This is a genomic window from Pseudomonas sp. RtIB026 (genome assembly GCF_016861355.2).
Lineage (GTDB): Bacteria > Pseudomonadota > Gammaproteobacteria > Pseudomonadales > Pseudomonadaceae > Aquipseudomonas > Aquipseudomonas peradeniyensis.
In genome coordinates this window covers 4,480,852-4,495,437 of sequence record NZ_AP023348.2, presented here as the reverse complement: position 1 = coordinate 4,495,437, position 14,586 = coordinate 4,480,852, and the positions used below count along the sequence as shown (strand labels likewise).

The following is a 14,586-nucleotide window of genomic DNA, read 5'->3' as shown; positions in this document are numbered from 1 at the left end:
TCGCTATGTGTTGCGCGCGCCGGCAGGCTAAAAAGAAGCGCCCGACGATGACAGTACGGCTGCTGGCTTGCCTCTAGCATGCCGCTCATTCATTTATTTCGAAGTGAGGTGGGGATGAGCGAAGGCATCGGCTTTGCCCGGGTTGACCCGATGGTGGACATGGGGGGCGGCTGGGAGGCGCAGGCAACCGTCCAGGCGCGGCAGGTGACCCCGATGGGGCAGCAGGCCGAGATGGCGGAGGAGCTGTCGATGGCATTCTCGTCGCTGGCCAATGCCCGGCTCAGTGCCCGCAGTCGCGTCACCGATGCGCGCCTGCATGGGCAGCAGGCGGGCCAGGCGGCCGAGGAGATGCTGGCCAAGGTGCCGGACGTCCAGCGCCGCGCCCTGGATGAACTGGTGGCCTGGTTGCGTCAGCATCCTCATCTGACACCGGGGGAGCTGGAGGCACGCCTGGATGGCTTCTCCGGCGAAGCCTGCCATCGCTACCTGGCCCTGGCCTATGCCCGTGATGCATTGGGCAAGGCGGCTGATACCCGCGACTTGCTCGGCAAGCTGGACCAAGCCATGGCAAGCATGGCGCAGACGCAAGGCCAGGCGATCGAACTGGGGATCGAGATCGGTCCGCTGGCACAGGCGACCCAGGAGCAGGGTGTCGCCGAGGTGGCCGCGCTGCGCGAGGTTTATTGCGACTTCCTGTGCGGTTATCGCGGGCTCCGGCACGCCTGGGACGACTTGCGCGCACGCTTCGGCGATGCGGCCATCGGCGATATCGCCCAGTTCATGCTCAACGGCCTGGCCAGTCATATCAGCGGGCCGTCCTCGCACCTGGACAGCAACCAGCTGCAGCAGGTCATCAGCGACATGAAGCTGGTGCAGGCCCTCAAGAAACTGGAAAGCGACACGGCCGCGCTGTTCCGCCAGCTTGCCGGAGAGCCCAGTGGCGTACGGGCCTTCTGATCTGGTCAGCGACCTGTTGGCGCTGCTCGACAAGCGCTGGATCACCGAACAGGACATCCTGCGCCTGCTCGCCGCGCTGCCGCTGGCCCCTGGCGCTCAACGTGTCCATTGCCTGCGTGAACTGCGGCGGATCTTTCGCCTGCTGCCCTTGCAGGTGTTCAGCGAAGAGGTCCAGCGCGAGCACCTGCTGGCGATCTGTCAGTTGACCATGGACCAGCTCATCGACGACGAAGAAGCGTCGCTGCATGGCGGGCGGGAGGCGTGAGCATGGACTTGTGTACTGAAGCCATGGTCCGGTTCTGTCGCGATCAGGGAGTGATTCTGGCGCATCCGCAGGAGACCTTTCAGCGTCTGGAACTTGCGGATATCGGTGTCGTGCAGTTTGAGCGACAGGCAGGGCAGTTGACACTCTGGCTGACCTTTCCCGTGCATGGAGCACTGTTTGAACGTGCCCTGTCGAGTGCGCTCAGGCAGGTCCATGATCATCAGGCGCCTGGCCAACTGCCGCGTTGCGGCCTGCTGCCTGACGACCGCCTGGTGTTGCTGGTCAGCCTTGATGAGCACCGGGTGACCGAGCAGGTACTGCATGAGGCTTGCCGGCTGCTGTCGCGGGTGCGTGTCGAAGTGCTCACGGCATGAGCGTGATCGAGCGAGCCGGGCAGCTCCCTGACCTGTGGTTGCCGTCATTGGCAGCCGACACTGCGTTGCCACGGCCGGCTGGCGAACCGCTGCCGATGCCGGGGCAACCCGTGCAGGCTCATCTGCGTGAACTGTACCCGCGGCATCGGATGGAACGCCTGCGTCTGTCCTACGCCAGCCCCGAACAGGAACTGCATGCCCTGTACGACCCGCAGCGCTTCGCCACGACGCTGGACGCCCTGGCGGAGCAACTCCTCAACACCCAGGCCCGCGAGAACCGCCAGGCGGCGGCGCTGCTGCAGGCATTGCTGGCCGACCGGCATACGCTGGCGTGCTACGCCAACCTTCTGCTCAAGGTATGAATAGATGCAATTGACGATTGAACAGCGTGATGTCCTGCAGCTGTTGGCCTGGCTGCACCTGCGATGTGGCCTGCCCGAGGGCGCGCATACGTTGCTGGAGGTGCTGTTGCGGGTTGATCCCGATCACATCGCCGGGCGCCGCGCCTCGGTAGTGGCTGCATTGGAACTGGGCGACTGGGCGCGTGCCGAGCAGCAGTGCCTGGCGCTGCGTGACGCCGGTGAGCAGCGGGCCCCCCTGTGGCTGTGCCTGAGCCAGGCGCAGCAGATGGCGGGCCGGTTGGAGCAGGCCCAGGCCACCTTCGCCGAGTACCTGCGACGCAAGGCCCACCCATGAACACCTTGACCCGGGTGCTTGGCCATATCGGCGCGCGCAAGGACCTGATGCTGGCCGTGATGCTGCTGGCGGTGGTGTTCATGATGATCCTGCCGTTGCCACCGCTGTTGCTGGACCTGCTGATCGCCCTGAACATGACCATCGCCGTGGTGCTGCTGATGATGTCGGTGTATGTCGTATCGCCGCTGCATTTCTCGGTGTTTCCCTCGGTGCTGCTGGTCACCACGCTGTTTCGCCTGGCACTGTCGATCAGCACCACGCGGATGATCCTGCTGGAGGCCGACGCCGGGCAGATCGTGCAGACCTTCGGCGACTTCGTGGTCGGCGGCAACCTGGTGGTGGGCTGCATCCTGTTCCTGATCATCACCATCGTGCAGTTCCTGGTCATCACCAAGGGCGCCGAGCGGGTGGCGGAGGTCAGCGCGCGGTTTTCCCTCGATGCCATGCCGGGCAAGCAGATGAGCATCGATGGCGATCTGCGCGCCGGGGTCATCGACGTCAACGAGGCCCGCGAGCGCCGTGGCGAGGTGGAGAAGGCCAGCCAGATGTATGGAGCCATGGACGGGGCGATGAAGTTCGTCAAGGGCGACGCCATCGCCGGGCTGGTGATCATCGTGGTCAACCTGCTGGCGGGCCTGGCCATCGGCGTGATGCAGAAGGGCATGAGCGCGGCTGACGCCTTGCAGCTCTACGCGGTGCTTACCGTGGGCGATGGCATGGTCAGCCAGGTGCCGGCGCTGCTGATCGCCATCACAGCCGGCATCATCGTCACCCGCGATGGCGAAGGGGCGCGCGACCTTGGGGCGAATATCGGCAACCAGGTAATGGCGCAACCCAAGGCCCTGATGATCGGCGGCGCATTGCTGGTGTTGTTCGGGCTTGTTCCAGGCTTTCCGACGGTCACTTTCCTTACCCTGGCACTGCTGGTCGGGGGCGGTGGCTGGTGGGCGATCCGCCAACGGCGCATCGCGGAGGAGGGCCGGCTGCACACTGGTGGCCTGCCGGCGTTGCTGGCCAATGGCGCTGGCGCCCCCACGCTCAAGCCTTCCGGCAAGGCGAAGACGGCCGCTGACGCGCAAGCGTTCGCCTTGACGGTGCCCTTGCTCATCGATGTGGACAGTGGCCTGCAAGCCGCCTTGGAGGCTGCCTCGCTGAACGACGAGCTGGCGCGGGTCCGCCAGGCGCTGTATCTGGATCATGGCGTGCCGTTTCCCGGTATCCGCCTGCGTTTCAGCAGCGTGCTCGGCCCCGGCGAGTACCGCATCCTGTTGCAGGAAGTGCCGGTGGCGCGTGGCAGGCTGATGCCGGAACGGCTGCTGGTCCAGGAAAAGCCCAGCCAGCTGGCGCTTGTCGGCGTGCCCTACGAGGAAGGCGAAGCCCTGCTGCCAGGACGGGCAGCGCTGTGGGTTGAGCAGGCCCAGCGCGAGCGTCTGGAGCGCGCCGGATGCGCCTTCCTGGCGATTGACCAGGTGCTTGCCTGGCACCTGTCGCAGGTTTTGTGCGAATACGCCGGGGACTTCATCGGTATCCAGGAGACCCGCTACCTGCTGGAGCAGATGGAGCAGGGCTATGGGGAGCTGGTCAAGGAGGTGCAGCGCATCCTGCCGTTGCAGCGCATCACCGAGGTGTTCCAGCGGCTGGTGGGCGAGGGTATCTCGATCCGCAACATGCGCTCGATCCTCGAAGCCTTGGTGGAGTGGGGGCAGAAAGAGAAGGACGTGGTGCAGCTGGCCGAATACGTGCGCAGCAGCCTCAAGCGCTATATCTGCTACAAGTACGCCAGCGGCCACAACCTGCTGCCGGCCTACCTGCTGGATCCGGCGGTCGAGGAGATGATCCGCAACGGCATCCGCCAGACCAGTGCCGGCAGCTACCTGGCCCTGGAGCCTGCGCAGAGCGACACCTTTCTCGCCCAGGTGAAAGCCGTGGTGGGCGACTTGCAGGATGCCCAGGCAAGGCCCGTGCTGGTGGTGTCGATGGATATCCGCCGCTATGTGCGCAAGCTGGTCGAGGGCATCTATTTCGACTTGCCGGTGCTGTCCTTCCAGGAACTCACCACGCAGATCAACATCCAGCCATTGGGGCGCATCGGCTGACGCCAGCCTGGCGTCAGAAAGCGTACCCACAAACTACAAAATCGCGGCCGGGTCTGACGGAGCGGCCGCTTGCACCTCAATAGACTTCATCGGCATGTACCCCGGCCTTGTGCCAGGAAGGGTACCTGACCAACCGGATGCAGATGATGAGCAGTTCTATTGAAGCAAGTAGTCGCCCTGTCCCTTTGCCGTACGTAGACCGTGTCGCGCCGCCGGACACCTGGCGGGATATCAAACGGCTGGAGGCGATCCAGGATCAGCACGGGATCGTGGCCGTGGACGGCCAAGGCCAGCCGCTGAGCGCGGAGCACCGGTCGCAGGCCATCGAGACGTTGCTGGGGGCCGAGGGGCAAGCGCGTCTGGCACAGAGCCGTCCCTATTTCGAGAGCCTGTTGGCGCAACCGTTGCCCGAGCAGCATGTCGACGCGCTGTACCGATTGCTCGAGGCTTATGCCGGCTGGTTGCCGGGAGCGCCCTTGCAGCTGCAGAACCTGGGCGAGCGCCTGTGCATGGACGAGCTGGTGATGGCGGCGATGGGCCTGCGCATGCGCAAGCAGAAGACCGAACGCACCGAGCTCAGCGAGCAGCTCAAGTGCCTCACGGCGGAGCTGAAGATCTTCAGCGTGATCCAGTCGAAGGTCAACGTGGTGATGGCCGACAAGGGCACCTTCAAGCTGGAAGACGGTGGCTTCAACCTCTTCGACCGCAAGCTCTACGACCTCGATGCGGACAGTTGGGAGAAGAGCTCCGAGCGCCGATTGCTCTCGAGCCTGGATACGTTCCAGTCGGACGGGATCGTCACGGTGCGGCATTTCCTCGAGGGCGCGCAATCTGCCTCTGCGTCGAGTGAAAACGGCGGCCGCCTGCAAAAGGTCAGTGGACCGATGAGCGACCTGAAAGCGCAGTACGCCTGGGACAAGGACAACAACCCGTTGGCCAATTTCTCCCAGGCCCTGAGCGACCGCACCCGCATCGTCAACGACAAGGTGACCGAACAGACCACCCTGCTCAACGACGTGGGCTCGCGCTACACCACCTCCACCGAGGTGATGATGAAGTTCGTCGAGACCTGGTTCTCGATGCTGTCCAGGATTCTGCAGAACTGAGGTAGGTGATGACGGCAGTACAACAGATGGCCGGCCACGATGCCGATGCCAACAACGTCGATGCGATCGAGCGCTTCTTTGGCGATGGCGGCACCTTCGCCATGCTGCGCGGGGTATGCGCGGCGCAACTGGAAACGCTTTACGCCCAGGCGTTCAACTTCTACCAGGCGGGACGGCTGGACGATGCGCTCACGCTGTTCAAGGGGCTGGCGGCACTCGACCATTATGACCCCCGGGCGTTTCTTGGCGTGGCAGGCGCGTACCAGGCGCTTGAGCGCTACCAGGACGCATTGCCGGCTTATGCCTATGGCGCGATGCTCGCGCCGCAGGACCCGCGTTTCAGCTTCCATGGCGCGCAATGCCACCAGTACCTGGGCGACCTGGCAGCGGCGCGCAGCGGCTACGAGCAGGCGCTGATCCTGGCGGTAGACAGCGAGCATGCCGGCCTGGCAGGTCAGGCGCAGGTACTGCTCGAGGCCCTGCAGCAGAAGGAGGGCGCACGTCATGCGAATTGAGCTTCTGTCTGTGGAGCAGCCGCTCCTGATACCGGCTGAAATCGAATCGGAAATGCTGCTGCCGGGCACGGCGATCCAGTTGCCCGGCGAGACCGGTACAGCGTCCAGCGTCGCAACGATCAAGCAGGACATGAGTGTCCGATTGGACCCTCCAGCGCCGCTGGCGAAGGGGCTGCATCAGGGGTTGGCATTCGACAAGCTGATCGACGCTGAAGGCCTCATGCAACCAGTGCTGGTCGCGGTACCTGATGTCGGTGCATTGATACTCGGCCAACTCGCCGGGGATATCTCCGACGCTGAACTGGATATCCGCCTCACTGAACTGCTGAGCCAGTTGGGTGCGCGCCAGACCGAGCTGAACCTGCAGCAGGTACGTCAGCTCACCGAGCAAAACCGCCAGCAGATGGCGCTCAATGCGCAGAAGATGGAGGAGGTGGCTCAGCGACACCAGGACGCCGGCACGGCGAGCGTGTTCGCCAAGGTCTTCGGCTGGGCCGCAGCCATCGTCTCCATCGTGGTGGGGACCGTCATGGTCGCCACTGGCCTTGGCGCCGTCGCGGGCGCCTTGATGATCGCGGGTGGCGTCATGGGGGTGGTGTCCATGTCGTTGAACCAGGCCGCCGAGGACGGGCATATCTCCAAGGCGGTGATGAAGTACCTCGGGCCGGTGTTGATGGCGGTCGAGGTCGCCCTGGCGCTGGCCTCGGTGGTGCTGACCTGCGGCGGCAGCCTCGCGGTGGTCGCCGCCAGGGTGGCCGGCAAGGTGAGTGGCAAGGTCGCGCAGACGGTCCTTTCAGTGGGCCAGAAGATCCAGGGCGTCGCCTCCACCGGGGTCAGCTCGACCGCCAGCGCGGGCACCCAGGCCAAGCTGCAGATGACCCTGACCGGCGCCAGCATGGCCACCACCACGCTGTCCGGCGCCGGGCAGGCGGCCAGTTCGGTGATGCAGGGGCTGGCACTGCGCAGCGAGGCGCAACTGGCGGAAATGCGCCTGCTGCTGGACCAGGGACACAGTTTTCTCGAGCAGTTGGCCAAGGCGCTTGAACAACTGCTCGCGGGGAAGGCGCAACGCTTCGAGCAACTGCTGGAACTGTTGAACAACCGCAGCAAGGCCTGCGCCGATATCGCTTGCCGAAACGTCATTGCCTGATCAAGGAGTCAATCATGAATCTGTCCATTTCCACTGTCGATCATTCGTCCCACGTGGATGCCCAACTGCCGGTCACCGAGGGGCAGAAGGCCGGGCTGCCGCTATGGGCGATGCTGGCCATGCCCTGCGCGGCGACGCGCGCGGTATTTGCCGAGAAGCAAGGGCGGGTAAACCTGGATACACCGCAGGCCACGCCCTGCAGCCAGGACCTGGAGAGCCTGCTGGCGATTCTCCGGGCCGCCATGCAGGTGCGTGACGGCAACGCCCAGGGGCGCAGGACCCAGGCCGAAGTCAGCGTGCTGGCGAGCAAGGAGCAGATCGGCTGGATGCGAACCGCCAGCAATGCGCTGTTCGCCTCGGCGGCCGTCAGCGGCGCATTGGGCATGTTCACCCTGGCCAGCGGCACCACCGGCATGCTCAAGAACCTGGGGGATGCGCGCACGATCAAGGGCCTGGAACAAGCCAGCCATGCTGCCGAGTTTGCCAAGTCCGGTGAGGTTGCGATGGCCTCGAAGAGGCTGATTGCCGAGAACCGTATCGAGGTCAAGCACCTGCAGAACGCCATCGACACCCGCAATACCACGCTGCATACGCTCAATGGCGTGGCCCAGAGCGGCGCAGCCTTTGGCACTGGCATCGCCCATGCCATCAAGTCGCTGCAGGATGTCTGGGCAAAAGAGCAGGAGCTCGAGGCGGCGGTTGCCGGCAACCAGAAGGAGCTGTTCCAGCGCTGTACCGATGACCTGGCGAAGATGATCGATCAGTTGCGTCAACTGATCCAGGAAATCCTGCGCAACGACAATCAGGGGATCAGGGCTGCGGGCATCATGGCCTGAGCACGTCAGCTTTCCTGCAAGGATGTTGCAAGCCGTAAGGATCCAGGTTCTTGCGGGTGTGAGAGTGGTCTTTTCCCAAGTTAAACGATGCTGCAAGAAGAGGTTTGTACAATGATCGAATCGGTTTCAACCAGTTGGGTGTGTGCCGCCCAGTTGCATCCAGTCAACGAGAGCAGTGACTGCGCACAGGTGAAAACCAGCGAGTCAGCGCAGCGCCTGGCGCGTCACGAGGAGCCGCAGAAGCATGGCATCCTGATGCGCCTGTTCATCGCGATTGCCGAGTTCCTCGGCTTTCGTCCCGGTGTGGCGACGGGCGGCGCGCAGGCCACGGCTTCGGCGCCGGACATGATGCGTTCATTAAACGAGCAGATGGCCAAAGGGCTGCCGGATGTCATGAGGTCGCAGGCCAGCGGGATACTGGCGAAGCAGGAGAATCTGCCAACCGAGCAGTTCATGGCCAGTTACACGGAGCAGCTCACGGGCAGCAATATCATGCGTAACGCCAACTGCCTGTTGTCGAATGTCGTCAAGCTGGGCGAGCTTGTGCCAGAGCTGAAGGTTGGGACGAGCATCACCGAGGTCGATATCGTCGGTGGCTACTCTTTGCAAGAGGCCCAGTTTCCGGACAATATCAAACTGATGCAGAACGATCCGATGGCTGCCGCCAAGGTGCTCGATGCGGTGATTTTCCTGGCTTCGAAGTTTGCCGAGTTTCCGGATCCCGAGCAGGTAGGACCTGAAGCGGTGGTGGCGTTTGTCAAAGAGGTCGATGCCGAGTTCATCGACCTGTTCGCCCAGAAGTCCGATGCGCTGGCGCCAGTTGTCGTGGCGCAAGCATACGACGATGCCGCTTCGGTGGTAGCCGGCACTTTGGCCGAAGCGAGCCCTGCACAGCCTGTGGAGCCTGAAGCGAGTTGCGGTGGGGCGACCATCGGACAGCCTGATCCGCTAACATCGTTGAAGGACGTCAAGCTCGGATTTGTCAAGATCGACGATGAGGTCGCTCTGCCAACGCGTAATGACTTCAACGCGACCATGAATTCGCTGCAACGGCCGACCAGTCCGCTTTCTCAGTCATTTGAGCACCTGGAGCGTCTTGCCGAGCATGGCAGTGCCGCCGAAAAGGCAATCGCTTCAATGGTGCTGGACCACACGGCGATAGGGCAGACCCACTCCTACGGCGACCTCTTCGGGCAGCGTAAGCTGGAACCCGATCTGTTGCAGGCCCACTCTGCGCTCTCATTCGTGGACACACTGCAGAAGAAGCTGGACATGGCAGGGCGTCTGCTCGGCAACCTGCAGGCTGCCGACGCGGCTTGAGCTTGAGACTGGCTGGGGCCTCAGGGCCCCGGCCAGCCTTTCGAATCCCTTTAGGTCACCCGCTGTGAAACCAGCCCAGGGTGATCATTGCCACCACGATATAGCGCCCGCCCTTGGCCAGGGTGACCAGCAGCACGAAACGCCAGAACGGCTCGCGCATGATCCCGGCGATCAAGGTCAGCGGGTCGCCGATCACCGGCATCCAGCTCAGCAGCAATGACCACTGGCCCCAGCGCTGGTAGCGTTGCTGGGCGCGTTCCAGCTGGCTGGCGCTGAACGGGAACCAGCGGCGTTCGCGCAGGTGCTCGATGGCCCGGCCCAGCAGCCAGTTGACGATGGAACCGAGCACGTTACCGAGCGTGGCCACCAGCAGCAGGGTCGCCCAGGCGCCCGGTTCGCGCAGCAGCAGCCCGACCAGCACGGCCTCGGACTGCAGCGGCAACAGGGTGGCGGCGCCGAAGGCGCTGAGGAACAGCGCCCCGAGGCTGAGCATCAGTAGTTGGCGACCACGGTATCCTGGCCATCCCGGGTCACGCCGATGACCTGGTAGGCGTCCTTGTGGTCACCCATTTCCATGCCCGGCGAACCCATCGGCATGCCCGGCACCGCGATACCCTTGAGGTCGTTGCGTTTGGCCAGCAGACGCACCTGCTCGGCCGGGACATGGCCTTCGACGAACTTGCCGTCGATCACCCCGGTGTGGCACGACGCCAGGCGTGGCTCGACGCCCAGGCGCTGCTTGACCGCGCTCATGTTTGGCTCGACGTGGTCGTTGACGGTGAAGCCGTTATCGCTCAGGTGCTTGATCCACTCCTTGCAGCAACCGCAGTTGGGGTCGCGGTAGACATCGATGGTCTCGGCGGCCTGTGCCAGGCCGGTGACGGCCAGCAGGCCGAGGGTGAGCAGGTGTTTGCGCAGCATGGTGGAGCTCCTGTGAAACAAAACACATCTGGTTGATCTGCGCGGCCCCTGTGGGAGCGGGTTTACCCGCGAATGCGTCAGCGAGTCCACCATTGCATTCGCGGGTAAACCCGCTCCCACAGGGGCGACGTCAGCCCTTAAAAACGCAGGCGAACCCCGGCCACCAGCCGGGTCTGGCCGATGTCCTCGCCATCCTCCCTGGCCTGCTCGGCGCGGTTGCCGTGCAGGCGGTTGAAGCTGACCCCGACATAGGGCGCGAACGCGCGGGTGATCTCGTAGCGCAGGCGCAGGCCCACTTCGCTTTCGGCCAGCCCCGAGCCCTGTTCGCGCCCGGCGTCGTTGCGACCAAAGAAGTTGGCCTCGACGGTCGGTTCGAGGACCCAGCGATTGGTCAGCAGCATAGCGTAACCGGCCTCCAGGCGCAGCGCGGTCTGCTGCCGCTCGCCGGCGTAGGCGGTGGCTTCCAGCTCCAGGCCGTAGAGCGGCGTGCCCTGGATGCCGAAGGCGGCCCAGCCCTGGCCGCTGGCGGGCTTGAAGTCCTGGCGCACGCCACCGACCAGTTCCCACCAGGGGCTGATGGCATGGCCCCAGAGGGCCTGCAGCTCGGCCTTGTGGGTCTTGCCTTGTTCCCGCTCACCCTCGGTGCGCAGCCACAGGCGGTCGATATCGCCGCCGACCCAGGCAGTGGCGTTCCAGTTCAGGGCGCCGCTGCTTTCGAAGTTCTGGTACTCCAGTTGGTCGACGATCACTGCCCAGTTGGTCGCCCGGTCGTGCACCTGATGCCCCGGCAACGGCGGGAAGGCGGCGCGGCGATCGGCATCGGTGATCACCGGCAGCGGTGTGCGCGGTTGGCCGGGGGCCGCCGCCGCGTGGTTCATCTGGCTGTGGTCCATGGGCATGCTGGTGTGGTTCATCTGGCCGTGGTCCATCGGCATGGCGCCATGGTTCATGTGGTCCATGCCCGCGGCCAGGGCCCGTTCACTGGCCAGCAAGGCCATCAGCGCGACACCGGTGACGATGTGGCGGTTGCGGTTCTCATTCATCGACCCGTACCTCGCGGAACATGCCGGTCTCCATGTGGTAGAGCAGGTGGCAGTGATAGGCCCAGCGGCCCAGGGCATCGGCGGTTACGCGGTAGCTGCGCCGGCTGCCGGGGGGCATGTCGATGGTGTGCTTGCGCACCAGGAAGCGCCCTTGTTCATCCTCCAGGTCGCTCCACATGCCGTGCAGGTGGATGGGGTGGGTCATCATGGTGTCGTTGACCAGGGTGATGCGCACCCGTTCGCCGTATTTCAGGCGCAGCGGCTCGGCATCGCTGAACTTGATGCCGTCGAACGACCAGGCGAAGCGTTCCATGTGGCCTGTCAGGTGCAGCTCGATGTCCCGCGACGGTTCGCGTCCGTCCGGGTCGGAGTAGGGGCTGCGCAGGTCGGCGTAGGTCAGCACCCGGCGGCCGTTGTCGCGCAGGCCGATGCCGGGATCGGCCAGGTTGGCCCGGGGGGCCATGGTCTGCATGTCCACCAGCGGGTTGTCGGTTTCGCTGGCGGGGTGGCCTTGCATCATGGCCATGCCGGCCATGTTCGAGTGGTCCATGCCCGCCATATTGCCGTGGTCCATCGCTGGCATGTTCGAATGGTCCATCCCCCCCATGCCGCCGTGCCCCATGTCGTCCATGGTCAGCACCGGACGCGGGTCCGGCTCGGGCACGGGGGCCTGCAGACCCGCCGCGCGGGCCAGGGTGCCACGGGCGAAGCCGGTGCGGTCCATGCTCTGGGCGAACAGCGTGTAGGCGGGCAGGTTGCCCACGGTGACCAGCACGTCATAGGTCTCGGCCACGGCGATGCGCAGCTCGTCCACGGTCACCGGGGTCACCGGCAGGCCGTCGGCGGCGATCACCGTGAGCTTCAGGCCCGGAATGCGGAAGTCGAAGTAGGTCATCGCCGAGGCGTTGATCAGGCGCAGGCGTACGGTCTCGCCGGGCTGGAACAGGCAGGTGAAGTTGCCGTCCGGGGGCTGGCCGTTGAGCAGGTAGGTGTAGCTGGCGGCGCTGATGTCGGCCAGGTCGGTGGGGCTCATGCGCATCTTCGCCCAGGCCCAGCGATTGTCGACGGCCTTGCCCCAGCCGTTCTCAGCAACATCATCGACGAAGTCGCCGACCGTGCGCTTGTGGTAGTTGAAGGCGTCTGACTGCTTCTTCAGGGTGGCCATCAGGGCTTCCGGCGCCTGGTCCGACCAGTCGCTGAACAACAGCACATGGTCGCGTTGGTACTTGTGCGGCTCGGGTTCGCGGGGCTCGATGACGATGGCGCCGTACACGCCGGCCTGCTCCTGCAGCCCGGAGTGGCTGTGGTACCAGTAGGTGCCGCTCTGGCGCAGGGTGAACTGATAGAGGTAGTCGCCGCCGGGCTCGATGCCGGCGAAGCTCAGGCCCGGCACGCCGTCCATGTTGGCCGGCAGGATGATGCCGTGCCAGTGGATCGAGGTGGGCTGGTCCAGGCGGTTGCGCACGCGCAGGGTCACGGTGTCGTCCTCGCGCCAGCGCAGCTGCGGGCCGGGCAGGCTGGCGTTGATGGTCTGCGCGGTGCGTGGGCGGCCGGTGATGTTGACCGGGGTCTGGCCGATGAACAGGTCGAACTGCTGGCCGCTCAGGTCATGCAGCGGCAGACGGCCCTCGGCGGCCTGGGCCAGCGGGCGCCAGAGGCCGAGGCCGGCCAGGGCGCTGGCGGCACCCAGGCCCTTGACGAAGGTGCGGCGGGTTGGAGTCGGTGGCATGGCATGTTCTCGGTGCTGGCAAGGTCCATCCGATCGCGGGGCAAGCCCGCTCCCACGGTGGGAGCGGGCTTGCCCCGCGATCGGGAATGACACCGATGGTCGTCGCCAGCGCCTGTCAGCCACCTGAGGCGCGGATTACAGATTTGTCAGGCAACGGCCTCGCCACTCTCCAGGTCGCGCATCAGCAGGCCGAACTCCAGCGACACCTGCTCGGGAATCGGCAGGTACACCACATGGCCGTCGCCCGGCGCCACCCTGATGGCCTGCTGCTGGCGGTCGCACAGGCGGTGCAGGTCGAAGTGGTAGTTGCCGCGCGGGGTCATCAGCTCCAGGTGATCGCCCACCGCGAAGCGGTTCTTTACCTTCACTTCGGCCAGGCCGTCCACGCGCACACCGGTCAGTTCGCCGACGAACTGCTGGCGCTCGGACACCGAGTTGCCGCGCTGGTAGTTCTGGTACTCGTCGTGCACGTGGCGGCGCAGGAAGCCTTCGGTGTAGCCGCGCTGGGCGAGGGACTCGAGGTTGCTCATCAGGCTGCGGTCGAACGGCCGTCCGGCCACGGCGTCGTCGATGGCCTGGCGGTAGGACTGCACGGCGCGGGCACAGTAGAAGTGCGACTTGGTGCGGCCTTCGATCTTCAGCGAGTGCACGCCCATCCGGGCCAGGCGCTCGACGTGCTGGATCGCGCGCAGGTCCTTGGCGTTCATGATGTAGGTGCCGTGCTCGTCCTCGAAGGCGGGCATCTCTTCGCCGGGGCGGTTGGACTCCTGGAGCAGGAACACCTGTTCGGTCGGTGCGCCGAGGCCCAGGGTCGGCTCGCATTCACGAACGATGTCGCCCGTGGCGTTTTCGCTGGCCGGGGTGGCCTGGTACTTCCAGCGGCAGGCATTGGTGCAGGTGCCCTGGTTGGCGTCGCGCTTGTTCATGTAGCCCGACAGCAGGCAGCGCCCGGAATAGGCCATGCACAACGCGCCGTGCACGAAGACTTCCAGCTCCATTTCAGGCACCTGCTGGCGGATCTCTTCGATCTCTTCCAGCGACAGCTCCCGCGACAGGATCACCCGGGTCAGCCCCATGCCTTGCCAGAACTGCACGCTGGCCCAGTTCACCGTGTTGGCCTGCACCGACAGGTGGATGGGCATCTGCGGGAAGTGCTGGCGCACCAGCATGATCAGCCCCGGGTCGGACATGATCAGCGCATCCGGGCCCATCTCGATCACTGGCGCCAGGTCCTTGAGGAAGGTCTTGAGCTTGGCGTTGTGCGGGGCGATGTTGACCACCACGTAGAAGCGCTTGCCCTGGGCCTGGGCCTCCTGGATGCCCAGGGCCAGGTTGGCGTGGTCGAACTCATTGTTGCGCACCCGCAGGCTGTAGCGCGGCTGGCCGGCATAGACTGCGTCGGCGCCGTAGGCGAAGGCGTAGCGCATGGTCTTGAGGGTGCCGGCGGGGGCGAGCAGTTCGGGCTTGGCGGGAGAGGTCATGGTGCGCACCGGGGGCAAAAGGCGCGGATGCTAAGTCGGCGGCACTGTGCAGGTATTGATCTGGATCAACGGCACTTTTGCCGATGCGCGGGGCACT

16 protein-coding genes are annotated in these 14,586 nt (G+C 65.0%); 11 read left to right on the top strand and 5 right to left on the bottom strand.

What is annotated here, in order from left to right:
• Positions 1 to 114 precede the first annotated feature (114 nt).
• From PRtIB026_RS20075 to PRtIB026_RS20025, 11 genes are all read left to right on the top strand, one after another.
• Positions 115 to 957 carry an HrpJ domain-containing protein gene (locus PRtIB026_RS20075; protein WP_232857013.1) on the top strand — a complete coding sequence of 281 codons (843 nt, stop codon included), beginning with the start codon at positions 115 to 117 and terminating at the stop codon, positions 955 to 957.
• Entirely contained in the window at positions 938 to 1,222 is a 285-nt protein-coding gene (locus PRtIB026_RS20070) for a TyeA family type III secretion system gatekeeper subunit (protein ID WP_203651998.1), read from the top strand. The genes PRtIB026_RS20075 and PRtIB026_RS20070 overlap by 20 nt, the downstream gene beginning before the upstream one ends.
• Positions 1,223 to 1,224: 2 nt before the next feature.
• Positions 1,225 to 1,596, top strand: a complete 372-nt coding sequence (locus PRtIB026_RS20065; RefSeq protein ID WP_203651999.1) for a hypothetical protein — start codon at positions 1,225 to 1,227, stop codon at positions 1,594 to 1,596.
• Positions 1,593 to 1,958: a hypothetical protein gene (locus tag PRtIB026_RS20060; RefSeq protein WP_203652001.1), complete on the top strand. Its 366-nt coding sequence runs from the start codon at positions 1,593 to 1,595 to the stop codon at positions 1,956 to 1,958. The genes PRtIB026_RS20065 and PRtIB026_RS20060 overlap by 4 nt, the downstream gene beginning before the upstream one ends.
• A 4-nt stretch (positions 1,959 to 1,962) precedes the next feature.
• Positions 1,963 to 2,292: a tetratricopeptide repeat protein gene (locus tag PRtIB026_RS20055; RefSeq protein ID WP_203652003.1), complete on the top strand. Its 330-nt coding sequence runs from the start codon at positions 1,963 to 1,965 to the stop codon at positions 2,290 to 2,292.
• Entirely contained in the window at positions 2,289 to 4,388 is a 2,100-nt protein-coding gene (gene sctV / locus PRtIB026_RS20050; RefSeq protein ID WP_203652005.1) for a type III secretion system export apparatus subunit SctV, read from the top strand. The genes PRtIB026_RS20055 and sctV overlap by 4 nt, the downstream gene beginning before the upstream one ends.
• Before the next feature lie 185 nt (positions 4,389 to 4,573).
• On the top strand, positions 4,574 to 5,494 hold the full coding sequence (locus PRtIB026_RS20045; RefSeq protein ID WP_203652007.1) for a virulence-associated V antigen: 921 nt from the start codon (positions 4,574 to 4,576) through the stop codon (positions 5,492 to 5,494).
• An 8-nt stretch (positions 5,495 to 5,502) separates the two neighbouring features.
• The gene (locus PRtIB026_RS20040; RefSeq protein ID WP_203652014.1) at positions 5,503 to 6,009 is read left to right on the top strand and encodes a SycD/LcrH family type III secretion system chaperone; all 507 of its coding nucleotides are present in this window, start codon (positions 5,503 to 5,505) and stop codon (positions 6,007 to 6,009) included.
• Positions 5,999 to 7,159 carry a type III secretion system translocon subunit SctE gene (gene sctE, locus PRtIB026_RS20035; RefSeq protein ID WP_203652016.1) on the top strand — a complete coding sequence of 387 codons (1,161 nt, stop codon included), beginning with the start codon at positions 5,999 to 6,001 and terminating at the stop codon, positions 7,157 to 7,159. Before PRtIB026_RS20040 ends, sctE begins: the two co-directional genes overlap by 11 nt.
• A 14-nt stretch (positions 7,160 to 7,173) precedes the next feature.
• Entirely contained in the window at positions 7,174 to 7,995 is an 822-nt protein-coding gene (locus tag PRtIB026_RS20030) for a hypothetical protein (RefSeq protein ID WP_203652018.1), read from the top strand.
• A gap of 111 nt (positions 7,996 to 8,106) precedes the next feature.
• Entirely contained in the window at positions 8,107 to 9,315 is a 1,209-nt protein-coding gene (locus tag PRtIB026_RS20025) for a hypothetical protein (protein WP_203652020.1), read from the top strand.
• A gap of 55 nt (positions 9,316 to 9,370) precedes the next feature.
• Here PRtIB026_RS20025 and PRtIB026_RS20020 read toward each other — a convergent pair whose 3' ends face one another.
• The 5 genes from PRtIB026_RS20020 to yegQ form a co-directional block, all read right to left on the bottom strand.
• A complete protein-coding gene (locus tag PRtIB026_RS20020) occupies positions 9,371 to 9,808 on the bottom strand; it encodes a YqaA family protein (protein ID WP_203652021.1) in 438 nt (145 codons plus the stop codon).
• Positions 9,808 to 10,236 carry a DUF411 domain-containing protein gene (locus PRtIB026_RS20015; RefSeq protein WP_203652022.1) on the bottom strand — a complete coding sequence of 143 codons (429 nt, stop codon included), beginning with the start codon at positions 10,234 to 10,236 and terminating at the stop codon, positions 9,808 to 9,810. Before PRtIB026_RS20015 ends, PRtIB026_RS20020 begins: the two co-directional genes overlap by 1 nt.
• Positions 10,237 to 10,373: 137 nt before the next feature.
• Positions 10,374 to 11,279, bottom strand: a complete 906-nt coding sequence (locus tag PRtIB026_RS20010) for a copper resistance protein B (RefSeq protein ID WP_203652023.1) — start codon at positions 11,277 to 11,279, stop codon at positions 10,374 to 10,376.
• Positions 11,272 to 13,008, bottom strand: coding sequence for a copper resistance system multicopper oxidase (locus tag PRtIB026_RS20005; RefSeq protein WP_203652024.1), 1,737 nt, complete (start codon positions 13,006 to 13,008; stop codon positions 11,272 to 11,274). The genes PRtIB026_RS20010 and PRtIB026_RS20005 overlap by 8 nt, the downstream gene beginning before the upstream one ends.
• Before the next feature lie 146 nt (positions 13,009 to 13,154).
• A complete protein-coding gene (gene yegQ, locus PRtIB026_RS20000; RefSeq protein ID WP_203652025.1) occupies positions 13,155 to 14,489 on the bottom strand; it encodes a tRNA 5-hydroxyuridine modification protein YegQ in 1,335 nt (444 codons plus the stop codon).
• Positions 14,490 to 14,586 lie beyond the last annotated feature (97 nt).

What these genes read in the sequence shown, in the direction of transcription:
- PRtIB026_RS20075 (WP_232857013.1), top strand. Translation starts at nt 115, where the DNA reads ATGAGCGAAGGCATCGGCTTTGCCCGGGTTGACCCGATGGTGGACATG.
- PRtIB026_RS20065 (WP_203651999.1), top strand. Translation starts at nt 1,225, where the DNA reads ATGGACTTGTGTACTGAAGCCATGGTCCGGTTCTGTCGCGATCAGGGA.
- PRtIB026_RS20060 (WP_203652001.1), top strand. Translation starts at nt 1,593, where the DNA reads ATGAGCGTGATCGAGCGAGCCGGGCAGCTCCCTGACCTGTGGTTGCCG.
- PRtIB026_RS20055 (WP_203652003.1), top strand. Translation starts at nt 1,963, where the DNA reads ATGCAATTGACGATTGAACAGCGTGATGTCCTGCAGCTGTTGGCCTGG.
- sctV (WP_203652005.1), top strand. Translation starts at nt 2,289, where the DNA reads ATGAACACCTTGACCCGGGTGCTTGGCCATATCGGCGCGCGCAAGGAC.
- PRtIB026_RS20040 (WP_203652014.1), top strand. Translation starts at nt 5,503, where the DNA reads ATGACGGCAGTACAACAGATGGCCGGCCACGATGCCGATGCCAACAAC.
- sctE (WP_203652016.1), top strand. Translation starts at nt 5,999, where the DNA reads ATGCGAATTGAGCTTCTGTCTGTGGAGCAGCCGCTCCTGATACCGGCT.
- PRtIB026_RS20030 (WP_203652018.1), top strand. Translation starts at nt 7,174, where the DNA reads ATGAATCTGTCCATTTCCACTGTCGATCATTCGTCCCACGTGGATGCC.
- PRtIB026_RS20025 (WP_203652020.1), top strand. Translation starts at nt 8,107, where the DNA reads ATGATCGAATCGGTTTCAACCAGTTGGGTGTGTGCCGCCCAGTTGCAT.
- PRtIB026_RS20020 (WP_203652021.1), bottom strand. Translation starts at nt 9,808, where the DNA reads ATGCTCAGCCTCGGGGCGCTGTTCCTCAGCGCCTTCGGCGCCGCCACC.
- PRtIB026_RS20015 (WP_203652022.1), bottom strand. Translation starts at nt 10,236, where the DNA reads ATGCTGCGCAAACACCTGCTCACCCTCGGCCTGCTGGCCGTCACCGGC.
- PRtIB026_RS20010 (WP_203652023.1), bottom strand. Translation starts at nt 11,279, where the DNA reads ATGAATGAGAACCGCAACCGCCACATCGTCACCGGTGTCGCGCTGATG.
- PRtIB026_RS20005 (WP_203652024.1), bottom strand. Translation starts at nt 13,008, where the DNA reads ATGCCACCGACTCCAACCCGCCGCACCTTCGTCAAGGGCCTGGGTGCC.
- yegQ (WP_203652025.1), bottom strand. Translation starts at nt 14,489, where the DNA reads ATGACCTCTCCCGCCAAGCCCGAACTGCTCGCCCCCGCCGGCACCCTC.